Consider the following 14,977-nt stretch of genomic DNA (forward strand, 5'->3'; position numbering starts at 1 on the left):
GAGCGGTCGTCCACACTGCCGCGCCTCTTGCGCACGAGGCTCACCACCCCTCGTACGAAATGGAGTACACCCATGTCCGACTCCCCCCGTGAGTCCCGTGAGTCCCGTGAGTCCGGTCAGTCCGGTCAGTCCCGTCAGTCCCCTGATTCCCGTGAATCCCGTGAAGCTCCTGAATCCCCCGCATCTGCCGAAAAGTCCCTCGACTCATTGATACTTCACGCCACTGACAATGCCGTCGCGTGGATCACTCTCAACCGGCCCGAGGCGATGAACGCACTCACCTGGGACCAGCGGGAACGCGTGATCGCACTGCTCGCGCAGGCGTCCGCCGACCCGGACGTGCGGGCCGTCGTGATCACGGCGACGGGCCGCGGTTTCTGCGCGGGCGCGGATCTGCGCGGGGGTCCGCCGGCCGGGGAGCGGGTGCCGGGCGATGTGGCCCGCACCATCCGCCTCGGCGCCCAGCGCCTGATCGCCGCCGTCCTCGACTGCGAGAAACCGGTGATCGCGGCGGTCAACGGCACGGCCGCCGGGATCGGCGCGCACCTCGCGTTCGCGTGCGACCTCGTGCTCGCGGCGGAGTCGGCCAGGTTCATCGAGGTGTTCGTGCGCCGCGGACTCGTCCCCGACGGCGGCGGGGCCTATCTGCTGCCCCGTCTCGTCGGCCCGCAGCGCGCCAAGGAGTTGATGTTCTTCGGCGACGCGCTGACGGCCGCGGACGCGGAGCGCATCGGGCTCGTCAACAGGGTCGTACCGCGGGACGAGCTGGAGAAGACCGCCCGCGAGTGGTCACAGCGCCTCGCCACCGGCCCGACACGCGCCCTCGCGCTCACCAAACAGCTGCTCAACGCTTCCCTCGACACCGACCGCGCGGCCGCCTTCGCCGCCGAGGCGGCCGCCCAGGAGATCAATATGACGACGGCGGACGCGACCGAAGGGGTCGCGAGCTTCCTGGAACGGCGGACCCCGGAGTACAGGGGCCGCTGACTCGGCCCGCCCATGGGACGAAAGGTACGCCGGGGGTGCACGGGGCCCACGGAAGAGGGGACAGGCCTACCGGCTCTACCGGGTCTCCCGGCTCTCCCGGCTCTACCGGGTCTCCCCCTCTTCCTATCTGACACTCCGTCAGGTTCAATGGTTGATGTGATGGGACACGCAGGGATGGCCGCCGCGGCCGTCCGCTATCTGAGGTCGGCCGGGGCCCCCACCGTCGCGGGGCCCGTCGAGGCGTTGCCGCGCCCGGAGCTGCGCGCGGTCGGCGACGACGAACGGGCGCCGGTCGATCAGGCCGAGTTCCGGCGCGTGCTGGGGAACTTCGCCACCGGCGTGACCGTGGTCACCGCACCGGCCACCAGTGGCGAGGGCGACGGCAACGGCAACGGCAACGGCAACGGCAACGGCAACGGTGACAGTGACGGCGCCGAGCAGGAGGCGGGCCCGGCCGGCTTCGCCTGCCAGTCCTTCTCCTCCCTCTCCCTCGACCCTCCGCTGGTCTGCTTCATGGTCGGTCGTACGTCGACGACCTGGCCGCGGATCGCCCGCGCGGGCGTCTTCTGCGTGAACGTCCTCGGAGCGCACCAGGGTGAGCTGTGCCGCGGCTTCGCGGTGAGCGGCGCGGACAAGTTCGCCGGGGTCGTGTACGACGCGGCGCCCGTCTCCGGCTCGCCCCGCCTCGCGGGCGCCGCGGCCTGGATCGACTGCACGATCCACGCGGTGCACACGGGCGGGGACCACCTGATCGTGGTGGGGCGGGTCGACGCGCTCGGCACCGGCGACGGCACCGACGCCATGACTCCGCTGCTCTTCCACAAGGGACGGTTCCTCTAGGGCCTGCCCGACGGCCTTGGCCGACCGGATCACCCCAGGCGGGATCACCCCAGGCCGGATCACCCCTGGCAGGACTCGCCCCAGGCCGGATCACCCGTGGCAGGACTCGCCCAAGTCCCAGGCAGAACCCGCCCAAGTCACGCCAGAGCCGGCGCCATCCGAACCGGTCGGCGCCGGATCACCAGCGCCATCAGCGCCGCCGCCGCGCACAGTGCACCCGAGGCGTACCAGACGACGTCGTACGAGCCGAAGGTGTCCCGTACGACGCCGCCGAGGAAGGCGACGAGGGCGGCGCCGACCTGGTGGGAGGCGAGGACCCAGCCGAAGACGATGGCGCTGTCCTCGCCGTACTGCTCACGGCAGAGGGCCAGGGTGGGCGGGACGGTGGCGACCCAGTCGAGGCCGTAGAAGACGATGAAGAAGAGCATCGGGGGGTGCACGGTCGGCGCCAGGAGCATCGGGAGGAAGAGCAGCGAGATGCCGCGCAGGGCGTAGTAGACCGCGAGCAGTCGGCGCGGTTCGAAGCGGTCGGTGAACCAGCCGGAGGCGATCGTGCCGACCACGTCGAAGACGCCGATGACCGCGAGGAGCGAGGCCGCCGCCGTGATCGGCATGCCGTGGTCGTGGGCCGCGGGCACGAAGTGGGTCTGGACCAGGCCGTTCGTCGAGGCGCCGCAGATCGCGAACGTCCCGGCCAGCAGCCAGAAGGGGCCCGTACGGACCGCCGAGAGCAGCACGGTCACCGCGCGTCGGGCGGCCCCCTGCACCGGCGCGGGCTTGGGTACGAACTCCGTTGCCCCGTACGGCTTCTGGCCCACGTCCGCCGGGTGGTCGCGCAGCAGCAGCCATACGAAGGGGACGACCGCGAGGGCCGCGAGGGACACCGTCACCGCCGCCGGGCGCCAGCTGTGCTCCGTGACGATCCAGGAGAGGAGCGGGAGGAAGATCAGCTGGCCGGAGGCCGAGGCCGCCGTCAGGATCCCGGTCACCAGGCCCTTCCGTTCCGTGAACCAGCGGTTCGTCACCGTCGCCGCGAAGGCAAGCGCCATCGAACCCGAGCCGAGGCCCACCAACAGGCCCCAGCAGAGCAGCAGTTGCCAGGCCGCCGTCATCCACACGGTCAGCCCGGAGCCGAGCGCGATCACCGTCAGGGCGACCGCCACCACACGCCGGATGCCGAAGCGGTCCATCAGCGCGGCCGCGAAGGGTGCCGTCAGCCCGTACAGCGCGAGGTTGATCGAGACCGCCGCGCCGATCGTGCCGCGCGACCAGTGGAACTCCTGGTGCAGTGGATCGATCAGCAGTCCCGGCAGCGAACGGAACGCCGCCGCGCCGATGATCGTCACGAAGGTGACGGCGGCGACGAACCACGCGCGATGGATGCGGGCTCGTCCCGGGAGAGTGGGCTCCTGTGCGGGGGCGACGGCGTCGGTTGTCTGGGTCACGGCATAAAGCTTCGGGGATCGCATCCCGGCGAACGAGTGGCCCGAGAGACAGCATTCGTTAGGATCGGGCCATGGCCGAGCAACAGGAACCCAGCCGCACCGGACACGCACGCCCGGAATCCTCCCGGCACCGCGTCGTCGTCCTCGCCCTCGACGGGCTGCTGCCCTTCGAGCTGGGCATCCCGCAGCGCATCTTCGGCAAGGCGCGCGACGCGGACGGCCGCCCCCTGTACGAGATCGTCACCTGCTCGGTCCGGGCGCCCGGCCCCGTCGCGACGGACGCCGACTTCGCCGTTCTGATCGCGAACGGCGCGGAGGCGCTGGCCACCGCCGACACCGTCGTCATCCCCGCCTCGTACGAGCTCGGCCCCGTCCACGAGGAAGGTGTGCTCACCCCCGAACTGGCGGCCGCGCTCGCCCACATCCGCCCCGGCACCCGCCTCGTCTCCATCTGCACCGGCGGATACGTCCTCGCCGCCGCGGGTTACCTCGACGGCCGCCCGGCCACCACGCACTGGATGCACGCGGACCACTTCCAGCGGCTCTTCCCGAAGATCCGGGTCGACGCGGACGTGCTCTTCGTCGACGACGGGGACGTTCTCACCTCCGCGGGTGTCGCGGCCGGGATCGACCTGTGCCTCCATCTCGTACGCCGCGACCACGGCGCCGCCGTCGCCAACGAGGTGGCCCGCCGCACTGTCGTACCGCCGCACCGCGACGGCGGCCAGGCGCAGTACATCCAGCGCCCGGTGCCGGAGGCGCAGGCGGCCACCACGACCGCCGCCCGCGCCTGGGCGCTCGGCCGCCTCCACGAGCCGATCCAGCTGCGCGACATGGCCGAGCAGGAATCCATGTCCGTACGCACCTTCACGCGCCGTTTCCGCGAGGAGGTCGGGGTCAGCCCCGGGCAGTGGCTCACCCAGCAGCGCGTCGAACGGGCCCGGCAGCTGCTGGAGTCCAGCGACCTGTCGATCGACCAGGTGGCGCGGGACGCCGGCTTCGGCACGGCCCAGTCGATGCGGCAGCATCTACAGGCGGCTCTCGGGGTCACTCCCACGACATATCGGCGCACGTTCCGGTCCGGGACCGGCACCGGCACCAGCACCAGCACCGGCGGGGGCTCCGGCGGAGGTTCCGACAACTCCCTTGTTTCCGCCGGAGGCTGAGCGCCCACCGGTGTCCGCCCCGCTCGCCGCCCGGCGGCTCTCCCCCAGCGCGCCCACGGTCGTGAGCAGCAGGGTGAGTCCGACGCCCGCCAGGATCGCGGTCGAGGGCGCCACGAAGCGGAGCAGCGCGCCCGCGAGGGAGCCCGTCGCGGCGTATCCCGCGCCCACCGCCGCGTACATCACCGAGTAGCCCGCGGCCAGCGCGCTGGGCGGGAGGGTCTCGCGCAGCGTGAGGTTACGGGTGAGCATGGCGCCCGCCTGCAGCACACCCGCGAGGACGAGCGCGGCCGCCATCCAGGCGAGCACCGGTATCAGCGCGACCAACGCCACGCACCCGGACATCGCGCAGAGCAGCAGCACACTCCGGGTGCGCAGTTGCCCCGGCCAGGTGCGCAGGCCGTACAGGAACGCGCCCGCCGCAGAGCCCAGCGACAGTCCCGTGAGCAGCGGGCCCGCCCAGCCGATCCCCATGGCGCGCTGTTCGAGGAGGGCGGGCAGGACGAGTTCGGCGAGGGCGAGGAGGGAGAGGCCGGCCGCGCCCGTGACGTACGCCGGCCAGGCTCTGGACAGGATCCGTGCCATCGACTCGCCGTCGCGGTCCGCCTCGTCGGCCGGCCAGCCCGCGGGCAGCAGCCACAGGCCCGCGACCGACGACGCCATCAACGCGGCCGCGAGCAGCAGTGGGAGCTCTGGGGCGACACCCAGCGCGAGGCCGGTGACCGCCGCCGGGGTCAGGGACCATATGCCGAACGTCAGCATCGACTCGGCGGACAGGGCCTGGGCCACGGCGTGTTGGGGGACCATGCTGGTGAGCAGGGCGCGCAGGCCGCCGGGGGCCGCGGCGGGGGCGGCGCCGGCGAGGGCGGCGAACGCGGCGAGGACCGCCGGGTGCGCGTCCGGGAACGCGGCCAGGCCCGCGAAGCCGGTCGCGCCACCTGCCAGGCCCGCGGCCAGGTGGGGGCGGGCGCGGTTCGGGCGCATGCGGGTGCCGAGGAGGGGGGCGCCCGCGATCTCGCCGATCACGTACGCCGCGGCCAGGGCTGCGCCCAGGGTGTAGCCACCGGGGCGTTCGCGGGTCAGGAACACCAGGGCCAGCGGGGCCATGGCTACCGGCATGCGGGCGCCGATGGCCACGACAGCCCAGGTCAGGGCCTGTTTGGAGGCGACATCGCGGTAGGTCATGCGATGACGGTAGGGGACGGGACTGACAGGGGCCCAGGGATTTCCCCGGCCTGTGGATAACTTCGGGTGCGGCGCCGACGCGGCCGACACGCAGCGGCGCGGCGCTCGGGAGCGGCGGCTGGACAGAGGGTCTTTCGCCCCCTGTGCCCCTGCTCTTCCCCTACCTCCGCCCCTGCCCTTCCCCTACCTCGGGGCTGCCGCCCCCAGCCCCCGAGCCCCCCGCATCGACCGGAACGGCCTCGTCCCCGAACGCCGGACGGGCTGGAATTCAGAACGTCAGGACCGCCCTCGCCACCCTCCCCTCATGCGCGTCCTGTGCCGCCTTGTCGAAGTCCTCCACCGGGTACGTCGCCGTCACCAGCTCGTCCAGCAGCAGCCGCCCCTCCCGGTACAGCTCCGCGTACAGGGCGATGTCGTGCTGGGGGCGTGAGGAGCCGTAGCGGCAGCCCAGGATGGACTTGTCCAGGTACATGGACGAGACCAGGAAGGACGCCTCGGCCGTCGCCGGGGGCACGCCGAGCAGGACCGCCTGGCCGTGGCGATCGAGCGAGTCGATGGCCTGGCGGATGAGTTCGACGCGTCCCACGCACTCGAAGGCGTGGTCCGCGCCCGAGGGAAGGATGTCCGGCACGCCCTCCGTCGAGGTCAGGAAGTGCGTCGCGCCGAACTGGCGGGCCACGGACTCCTTCGCCGGGTTCGAGTCGACCGCGACGATCTTCAGGGCGCCCGCGAGCCGCGCGCCCTGGAGGACGTTGAGGCCGATGCCACCGGTGCCGATGACGAGGACGCTGTCGCCGCGGTCCACGCGGGCGCGGTTCAGCACGGCCCCGACGCCCGTCAGGACCCCGCATCCGATCAGCGCTGCGGACGTCAGCGGGATGTCCTCCGGTATCCGTACCGCCTGGACCGCCTTCACCACCGTCCGTTCCGCGAAAGCCGAGTTCGACGCGAACTGGTACAGCGGCCGACCGCCTCGCGTGAACGGCCGCTGGGGCATCCCGATCGCCTTGCGGCACATCGTCGGCCGCCCGCGGTCGCACTCGGCGCAGGCCCCGCAGTTGGCGAGCGTGGACAGCGACACATGGTCGCCGGGCTGGACATGGGTGACACCCACACCGACCGCCTCCACCACTCCCGCGCCCTCATGGCCGAGCACCACAGGAACGGGGAAAGGTATGGTTCCGTCCACCACAGAGAGGTCGCTGTGGCAGAGCCCGGCCGCCGAGATCGCGACTCGTACCTCACCGGGTCCTGGATCGCGTATCTCCAGATCGTCCACGACCTGGGTCTGCTTCCCGTCGAAGATCACGCCTCGCATCGCGGCTCCCTCAGCCCTTCGGTTCTCTCGGCAGGCCGAGCACGCGCTCGGCGATGATCGTGCGCTGAATCTCGTCCGAGCCGCCGTAGATCGTGTCGGCCCGGCTGAACAGGAACAGGTGCTGGAACGCGTCCAGTTCGTACGGTGCCGCCGCCGACCAGGCCGCCGGGCCCACCGTCGCTCCGGCGCCCCGCACCTGCACCGCCAGTTCGCCGAGCCGCCGGTGCCAGCCGCCCCACAGCAGCTTCGCCACGCTGGGTGCCCCGGCGTCCCCCGTATCTCCCGCGTCCCCGGCGCCGCCGGAACTCCCGAGCGTGCGCAGGGCGTTCCAACGCATCGTGCGCAGCTCGGCCCACTGACGTACGAGCCGGTCACGTACGACGGGATCGGCGGCCGCGCCCGTCGCGACGGCCGTCTCCACCACCCGCCGCAACTCCGCGGCGAAGCCGATCTGTTGGGCCAGTGTCGAGACGCCACGCTCGTAGCCGAGGAGGCTCATCGCGACGCGCCAGCCGTTGCCCTCGCCGCCGACCACATGTTCGGCGCGGGCCAGCGCCCCGTCGAAGAAGACCTCGTTGAACTCGCTCGTGCCGGTCAGCTGGCGGATCGGGCGGACCTCTATGCGGCCCGGCTGGTCCATCGGGACGAGGAGGAAGGAGAGGCCGTGGTGGCGGGTGGACTCCGGTTGCGTACGGACCAGGACGAAGCACCAGTCGGCCTCGCGGGCGAGGGAGGTCCAGATCTTCTGTCCCGTGACGCGGTACGAGCCGGTGTCCCGTACGGCTGTGGTGCGCACGCCTGCCAGGTCCGAGCCCGCGCCGGGCTCGCTGTAACCCTGGCACCAGAGCTCCTCGCCGCGGGCGACGGGAGGCAGGAAGCGGGTCTTCTGGTCGGCCGTGCCGTGGGCGATGAGGGTGGGGGCCAGGAGGTTCTCACCGATGTGGCCCGAGCGGGTGGGGGCCTTGGCGCGGGCGTACTCCTCGGCCCACACGACCTGTTGGGTCAGGGGGGCCGTCCGGTTGCCGTATCCGGCCTCGTCCCAGCCGAGGCCGATCCAGCCGGCGTTGCCCAGTTCGCGCTCCCAGTCCCGTCCGGCCACCGGGTCACCCGCGAGACGCGCCGCCAGCCAGGCCCGCGCCTCACCCCGGAACGCCTCGTCCTCCGGACCGAATCCGAACTCCACGGTCACCGCCTCACGTTGGCCTGTTCGACGACTGTCGCCCCGGTTCCAGGGGATGGGGCTGCACTCGGGGTGGTTGCGCGGCTCGGCGTTGCGAGGTGCCGCCACGCCCACCACCGTGCCGCCCCCAGCGGCACGACTGCCCGCAGCCCGGGAGGACGGGCTGCCACTCCGCGGCACGCAGCCCACAGCTCACGGCACGCAGCTCACGGCTCACGGTTTGCAGCCCGCAGCTAGCAGGCCGCAGCCACTAGCCCCCTACGCGTTCGGGCGGTTCTTCTCCGCCGCCGCCCTGGCCATCGCCTCCACCCGTTCCAGTAGCGGCATCGGGTCCACGCCCACGGTCCCCGGCAGGAAGTCCGCGATCTTCTCCGGTGTCCAGGAGCCCTCCGCGTAGCCCGCTCGCAGTTCCCTCGGCTGGGCCCAGACGGCGATCTTGGGGCCGGCGATCGTGTAGACCTGGCCGGTGATCCGTTCGTCGCGGGCCCGGTCCGACAGGAGGTAGACCACCAGCGCGGCCACGTCCTCCGGCTCGCCGATCTCCGTGAGCTCCATGGGGACGTTGGCGGACATACGGGTGCGGGCGACCGGCGCGACCGCGTTCGCCGTCACCCCGTACTTGTGCAGGCCGAGCGCCGCGCTGCGGACGAGCGAGATGATCCCGCCCTTGGCTGCACTGTAGTTGGCCTGCGACACCGACCCCTGGTGGTTTCCGCTGGTGAAGCCGATCAGGGTGCCCGAGCCCTGCTTGCGCATCACCGCCGAGGCGGCCCGGAAGAGGGTGAACGTGCCCTTGAGGTGGGTGGCGACCACCGGGTCCCACTCCTCCTCGGACATGTTGAAGAGCATCCGCTCGCGCAGGATGCCGGCCACGCACACGACGCCGTCGATCCGCCCGTACGACGTCAGCGCCGCGTCGACGACACGGCGGCCGCCCGCCATGGTCGAGATGTCGTCGGCCACCGCGACCGCGTCCCCGCCCGCCGCCTCGATCTCCTTGACGACGGCGTCGGCGATCGAGCTGGTCGGCTCGGCGCCCTCGATGGAGACGCCGTAGTCGTTGACGACGACGCGCGCGCCCTCGGCGGCCGCGGCGAGGGCGACGGCCCGGCCGATCCCCCGTCCCGCGCCCGTGACGGCGATGACCTTGCCTGCCAAGAAGTTCCCCACGCCCGGCCCCTTCCCGCAGTTTCTGACGGTCCGTTAGATTCAACTCGGATTCTACGACCCGTCAGATACCTGGAGACAAGCCCCCGGGGAGGACTCATGTCACTGCCGGCCGAGTTCCATGAGATCGCCAAGCGCGTGAACAACTGGGGGCGTTGGGGAGCCGACGACGAGATCGGGACACTGAATCTCATCACCGACGAGGTGGTACGGGAGGCAGCCGCCTGCGTCCGCAGCGGCCGTCGCGTCCCGCTCGCCCTCCCCCTCCAGCAGGACGGCGTACAGACCGGCATGATCCCCGGGCGGGTCAATCCGCTGCACGCCATGGTGCAGATCAACCAGGAGATCTTCGGACCCGGCACGGTCGCGTGCAGCGACGACGCGGTGACCATGGGGCTTCAGGCGGGTACCCATTGGGACGCGCTCACCCATGTCTCGCACTCCGGGAAGCTCTACAACGGCCGCCCGGCCGACACGATCACCCCGCACGGCGGCGCCGAGTTCAGCGGTATCGACAAGCCCCGGCACATCGTCTCGCGCGGCGTGCTGCTCGACGTGGCGCGGGCCCGCGGCCAGGACAGGCTCGACGGCGGGTACGCGGTGACACCCGAAGACCTCGACGCCGCGGAGGAGTTGGCGGGCACGCGGGTGCGGGCGGGCGACATCGTCCTCGTACGGACGGGGCAGATGCAGGTGTATCTCGCGGGCGACAGGAACGGATACGGGTATCCGTCGCCCGGACTGTCGGTGCGCACTCCGGAGTGGTTCCACGCGCGCGATGTCGCCGCGGTCGCGAACGACACCCTCACCTTCGAGATCTTTCCGCCGGAGATCGAGGACCTGTGGCTGCCTGTGCACGCGCTCGATCTGGTCGAGATGGGGATGCTTCAGGGCCAGAACTGGAATCTCGAAAAGTTGTCCACAGCCTGTGGAGAAGAAAGTTGCTACCGCTTCCTCCTCTCGGCGATGCCCGAGCCCTTCGTGGGCGGCACAGGGACACCGGTGGCACCGGTCGCCCTGCTGTAGTCGCCCTCCACCCAGGCCAACGGCCGTAGCCACAGGCCGCCCAGGAGGGGGTCGGCTGGCGGCGCGCCACTGCTCGCCCCGAGCACGGCACCGCGCGCCGCCATCCGGCTCCGGCGTGCCCGCCCTGCTCCTCCTGGCCATGGAGGAGCCGACGCCGAATCGCGACCCGCACTCGCCGAGGGCTCCCGTCACCGAAACCCTCGCCGTCCCCTCGCGGCGAATCGCTGAACACAAGCGTGATCAAACGGACACGTCACGTCAACACCCGTTCGGGGAATCATCACTTCACATCCCCTTTGTGACGGCGCGTACGGAAGCACGTCAGGGCGCACTCGGCCACAGCCGAGACCCGGGGAACGGAGTTCGTGCGGGTATGCACGAACTCATGCACCCGTGCCCCGGAGCCAGGCGACCGCCTCAGCCACTGAGCGCCGCCTCAGCGCCCCAGCGCATCCCCGCATCCGCGCTCTAGACCGCCTCGTACGCGAAGTCCTCGTAGGCCGGATACGCGAGCCTTGTCGCGGCACCCGAGGCACAGCGGTCCACCTCGCACCAGATGCGCTTGCCGGCGCCCTCGGGGTTCCAGCCCCACCGGTCCGCGAGGCCGTCGACCAGCTCCAGGCCTCGGCCGTTGGTGTCGTCGCCTTCGGCATGCCGGGGGATCGGGGGCCGGGCGCTGGAGTCGGCCACCTCCAGGCGGACGGTGGCGGCCTCGCCCCCGCCCGGCAGGGACAGCCGCAGCACGGCCGGACAGCCGGTGTGCACCACGGCGTTGGTGACGAGTTCGGAGACGAGCAGGATCAGTGTCTCGGCGAGTGGTTCATCGGCCTCTATCCCGGACCCGGCGAGCCGCGAGCGGGCCCACCTCCGGGCTCGCCCCACCTCTGCGGGGTCGGGCCGGATCTCCAGCTGCACTTGAAGCACCTGCACCGCTCACACCATCCGAACCGGCGGACACATCGCCTCGCGCCTCACAAGGGCCACGATCGTAGCCATTTTCTGCATGGCCAGAACAAGGATCACGGAACGTGATTCCCTTGCGAGACAGCATGGTTGACGTACAGTCACCCCAACAAGCGCTTCGGGCATATTCCAGCGCGAAGGAGTACGCGTGCGGCATACTGTGCGACGCTCGCCACGGGGAGTCGAACAGGCAGGCGCGGGGGTCCGCCCTGCCTCGCGAGCGGCGTGCATCGCCGGGTCCGGAGCCGCCTCAGGGGCAACACCGGGATGGCTCAGCCTCAGAACCACTCGCATCCCACACAAGGTACCGGAGCCCGGCGTCGACTCCAGGCCGTGACAAGTCACGCCTAGGACACAACCCGATATCAACGCTCCGTGATTCCGGTATGCCACGATCCGCGACATTCACTGCAGCCCTTCCCGCGCCGTGCCTGCACAGGGCCCCTTCAGCCCGTTCCGGCCAGAAGATCGCCCGCCAACAATTCCTCACTCTCCGTGACGCCACCGGGACGCTGCGTCCGCAGCCACGCCCTCTTGAGATACAGGTGAACGTCGGACTCCCAGGTGAAGCCCATGCCGCCGTGCACCTGGAGGCAGTCCCGGGCGCCCCGCACGGCGGCCTCGTCGGCCAGCAGCCGGGCCGCGGCGACGTCGGTCGGGTCCGCGGTGACGGCGGCCGCGTAGACGGCGGCCCGCGCCACCTCCACCCGCACCAGCATCCGCGCGCAGAGGTGCTTGACCGCCTGGAAGGCCCCGATCGGCTGCCCGAACTGCTCACGGGTCCGGGCGTGTTGCACCGCCAGCTCGCAGGTGCGCGCGGCGGTGCCGAGCTGCTCGGCGGCGGTGAGCAGGGAGGTCAGCAGCACGTCCCCGGCCGCCTGGGCGGAGGGCGCGGGCACCCGGTGCACCGGCGTCAGCGGATCGACCGACCTCAGCGGCTCGGCGCCGGCCGCGTCTCCCCGTACGACATCGGCGTGGTCCAGCCACTCCACCAGCCCCCCGGCACCGTCGACGGCGGTCACCACGGCCTCGCCAGTGGCCGCCCCCTCCACCGCGCCGGCCGCGAGGTGGGTGGCGATCAGCGGGCCGGGCAGCAGCACCCGGCCCGCCTCCTCGAAGACCAACACGGTCTCCGGCAGTCCGAGTCCGACGCCGCCGTCCGGCTCCGGCAGGCGCAGCGCGAAGAACCCGGCCTCGCCGAGTTCGCGCCACAGCGCCCGGTCGAGGTCCGGCGGCCCGTCGTGCACGGCGGCCCGCAGCCGGTCGCGGCCGAAGCGCGCGGTCAGCAGCTCCCGCACCCCAGCTTGCAGCGCTCGCTGGTCATCCGTGAGTTGAAAGTCCACTTCGGAGACCTCACCGTCCCTTCGGAAGGCCCAGGATCCGCTCGGCCACGATGTTCTGCTGGATCTGCGAAGTGCCGGCCGCGATGGTGTACGAGAGCGACGAGAGACGGTCGAGGGTCCACTCCCGGCCGAGGTCGAGCGCCTCGGGCCCGAGGACCTCGGCGGCGGCGTCGTACAGCTCCTGACGCGTGTGCGAGTAGCGCAGCTTGAAGACCGAGCCGCCGACGCCCGGCACTCCCCCGGTCCGCTGCGACTCACTCACGTTCCACTGGGTGAGCCGCCACAGGGCGCGGAGCTCGGCGTGGAGCCTGCCGAGACGGCGGCGCAGTGCGGCATCGTCCCAGCGGCCGTTCTCGCGTGCTTCGCGGGCGAGTTCGCCCAGGACGCGGCGGCAGGCGACCACCTCTCCCACGAAGGCGGTACCGCGCTCGTACGACAGGGTCACCATCGTCACCCGCCAGCCGTCGTTCTCGGCGCCGACGCGGTTCGCCACCGGTATCCGCACCTCGTCGAGGAAGACCTCGGCGAACTCGGTGGAGCCCGCGAGCGTGCGCAGCGGCCGTACGGTGATCCCCGGCGCGTCCATGGGCATCGCGAGCCACGAGATACCGCGGTGCTTGGGGGCGGTGGCGTCCGTGCGGACCAGCAGCTCGCACCAGTCGGCGACCTCCGCGTGGGAAGTCCAGATTTTGGACCCACTCACTACGTAGTCGTCGCCGTCCCGCCACGCGCGCGTGCGGAGCGCCGCGAGGTCCGAGCCGGCGTCCGGTTCGCTGAAGCCCTGGCACCAGACCTCCTCTCCGCGCAGCACGGGCGGCAGCCAGCGTGCCCGCTGTTCGGCGCTGCCTTCGGAGGCGATGGTCGGCCCGGCGTGCAGCAGTCCGACGAAGTTGGCCCCTACGTAGGGGGCGCCCGCCTTTTCGGTCTCCTCCAGGTAGATGAGGTGCTGCGTCGGGGTGGCGCCCCGGCCGCCCGCGTCGACGGGCCAGTGCAGCCCCGCGTACCCGGCGTCGTACAGCATCCGCTGCCAGCCGAGGTCGTACGCCCGTCTGCCCGGCCAGTCGTCCGGGGACGGCTTCGGAGGCAGCGACGGGAGCACCTTGGCGAGCCACTCGCGCAGCCGCGCCCGGAAGTCCTCCTCCTCGGGGGTGTACGCCAGGTCCACTAGCGGTCCAGGTCCAGGTCCAGCATGCGGATCGCGTTGCCGCGCATCAGCTTGTAGACCGTCTCGTCGTCGAGGCCCTTCACGTGGTCGAGGGCGACCTCCTTGGTGTGCGGGAAGGTCGAGTCGACGTGCGGGTAGTCGGTCTCGAAAGTCGCGTTGTCCCGCCCCACCACGTCCAGCGACGCGACGCCGTGCCTGTCGCGGAAGAAGCAGCAGAAGATCTGCCGGTAGTAGTACGTCGACGGGGGCTCGGGGATGAGATCGCGGACCCCGCCCCAGGCGCGGTGCTCCTGCCAGACGTCGTCGGCGCGCTCCAGGGCGTACGGGATCCAGCCCATCTGTCCCTCGGAGTAGGCGAGTTTGAGGCGGGGGAACTTCACGAGGACCCCGCTGAACAGGAAGTCCATCATCGACGCCATCGCGTTGTTGAAGGACAGCGAGGCCTGCACGGCGGGTGGGGCGTCCGGGGAGGCGGCGGGCATCTGCGAGCTGCTCCCGATGTGCATGTTGACGACCGTGCCGGTCTCCTGGCAGACGGCGAAGAAGGGGTCCCAGTAGCCGGAGTGGATGGAGGGCAGCCCCAGGTAGGTGGGGATCTCGGAGAAGGTCACGGCCTTCACGCCGCGGGCCGCGTTGCGCCGGATCTCGGCGACCGCCAGGTCGATGTCCCACAGCGGGATCAGGCACAGCGGGATCAGCCGGCCGCCGCTGTCGCCGCACCACTCCTCGACCATCCAGTCGTTGTACGCGCGCACACAGGCCAGCGCCACCTCCTTGTCGTGCGCCTCGGCGAAGGTCTGCCCGCAAAAGCGCGGGAAGGTGGGGAAGCAGAGGCTGGCCTCGACGTGGTTGAGATCCATGTCCTTGAGGCGCTCGACGGGGTCCCAGCAGCCGCGCCGCATCTCCGCGCGCGTGATGCCCTCCAGCGTCATCTCGTCGCGGTCGAAGCCGACGGCGGCGATGTTGCGTTTGTACGGGGACTTGAGGTCCTCGTAGATCCACCAGTCGGTGGGCGGACCGTCCGGGTCCATCGTGATCCGGTACTTGCCGCCGATGTAGGCGAGTTCACCGATTCCTGCCGTCAGGGGCTGCGGTCCGCGCTCGCGGTACTTCCGCGGGAGCCAGGTCTCGAAGAGGTGCGCGGGCTCGATCACATGGTCGTCGACGCTGACGATCCGCGGCAGTTCCGTCATGA

The 14,977-nt window shown here is 71.4% G+C and carries 12 protein-coding genes; 4 read left to right on the forward strand and 8 right to left on the reverse strand.

Annotated features, from left to right (window positions below; genetic code table 11):
- Positions 1–72: 72 nt before the first annotated feature.
- A complete protein-coding gene (locus tag ACFVXA_RS14235) occupies positions 73–987 on the forward strand; it encodes an enoyl-CoA hydratase/isomerase family protein (RefSeq protein ID WP_383900590.1) in 915 nt (304 codons plus the stop codon).
- 174 nt (positions 988–1,161) lie between these two features.
- Positions 1,162–1,827, forward strand: a complete 666-nt coding sequence (locus ACFVXA_RS14240; protein ID WP_383900889.1) for a flavin reductase family protein — start codon at positions 1,162–1,164, stop codon at positions 1,825–1,827.
- A 137-nt stretch (positions 1,828–1,964) separates the two neighbouring features.
- Here ACFVXA_RS14240 and ACFVXA_RS14245 read toward each other — a convergent pair whose 3' ends face one another.
- Positions 1,965–3,272 (reverse strand): MFS transporter, encoded by a 1,308-nt coding sequence (locus tag ACFVXA_RS14245; protein ID WP_384022377.1) that lies wholly within the window; start codon positions 3,270–3,272, stop codon positions 1,965–1,967.
- A 71-nt stretch (positions 3,273–3,343) separates the two neighbouring features.
- Between ACFVXA_RS14245 and ACFVXA_RS14250 the strand changes: the two genes are divergently transcribed.
- Positions 3,344–4,438 (forward strand): GlxA family transcriptional regulator, encoded by a 1,095-nt coding sequence (locus ACFVXA_RS14250; RefSeq protein WP_383737260.1) that lies wholly within the window; start codon positions 3,344–3,346, stop codon positions 4,436–4,438.
- A gap of 1,450 nt (positions 4,439–5,888) precedes the next feature.
- Here the strand turns inward: ACFVXA_RS14250 and ACFVXA_RS14255 are convergent.
- The 3 genes from ACFVXA_RS14255 to ACFVXA_RS14265 all read right to left on the reverse strand — a co-directional run bounded on the left by ACFVXA_RS14255 (position 5,889) and on the right by ACFVXA_RS14265 (position 9,288).
- Positions 5,889–6,938: a Zn-dependent alcohol dehydrogenase gene (locus ACFVXA_RS14255; RefSeq protein ID WP_390025130.1), complete on the reverse strand. Its 1,050-nt coding sequence runs from the start codon at positions 6,936–6,938 to the stop codon at positions 5,889–5,891.
- A gap of 10 nt (positions 6,939–6,948) precedes the next feature.
- Positions 6,949–8,121 carry an acyl-CoA dehydrogenase family protein gene (locus ACFVXA_RS14260; RefSeq protein WP_390025255.1) on the reverse strand — a complete coding sequence of 391 codons (1,173 nt, stop codon included), beginning with the start codon at positions 8,119–8,121 and terminating at the stop codon, positions 6,949–6,951.
- A gap of 255 nt (positions 8,122–8,376) precedes the next feature.
- A complete protein-coding gene (locus ACFVXA_RS14265; protein ID WP_390025132.1) occupies positions 8,377–9,288 on the reverse strand; it encodes an SDR family oxidoreductase in 912 nt (303 codons plus the stop codon).
- 96 nt (positions 9,289–9,384) lie between these two features.
- Here ACFVXA_RS14265 and ACFVXA_RS14270 point away from each other — a divergent pair, with 96 nt between their 5' ends.
- Entirely contained in the window at positions 9,385–10,311 is a 927-nt protein-coding gene (locus ACFVXA_RS14270; protein ID WP_390025134.1) for a cyclase family protein, read from the forward strand.
- 468 nt (positions 10,312–10,779) lie between these two features.
- Here ACFVXA_RS14270 and ACFVXA_RS14275 read toward each other — a convergent pair whose 3' ends face one another.
- From ACFVXA_RS14275 to ACFVXA_RS14290, 4 genes are all read right to left on the reverse strand, one after another.
- Positions 10,780–11,241 (reverse strand): ATP-binding protein, encoded by a 462-nt coding sequence (locus ACFVXA_RS14275; protein ID WP_383737249.1) that lies wholly within the window; start codon positions 11,239–11,241, stop codon positions 10,780–10,782.
- Between the two features lie 479 nt (positions 11,242–11,720).
- Positions 11,721–12,617: an acyl-CoA dehydrogenase family protein gene (locus ACFVXA_RS14280; RefSeq protein ID WP_389512011.1), complete on the reverse strand. Its 897-nt coding sequence runs from the start codon at positions 12,615–12,617 to the stop codon at positions 11,721–11,723.
- Positions 12,618–12,627: 10 nt separating this feature from the next.
- Positions 12,628–13,782, reverse strand: coding sequence for an acyl-CoA dehydrogenase family protein (locus tag ACFVXA_RS14285; protein WP_362016653.1), 1,155 nt, complete (start codon positions 13,780–13,782; stop codon positions 12,628–12,630).
- Positions 13,782–14,975: an amidohydrolase family protein gene (locus ACFVXA_RS14290; protein ID WP_362016655.1), complete on the reverse strand. Its 1,194-nt coding sequence runs from the start codon at positions 14,973–14,975 to the stop codon at positions 13,782–13,784. The genes ACFVXA_RS14285 and ACFVXA_RS14290 overlap by 1 nt, the downstream gene beginning before the upstream one ends.
- Positions 14,976–14,977: the final 2 nt, after the last annotated feature.

The sequence above is a fragment of the Streptomyces sp. NPDC058246 genome, assembly GCF_042881985.1.
In the GTDB taxonomy this organism is placed as follows: Bacteria; Actinomycetota; Actinomycetes; order Streptomycetales; family Streptomycetaceae; genus Streptomyces.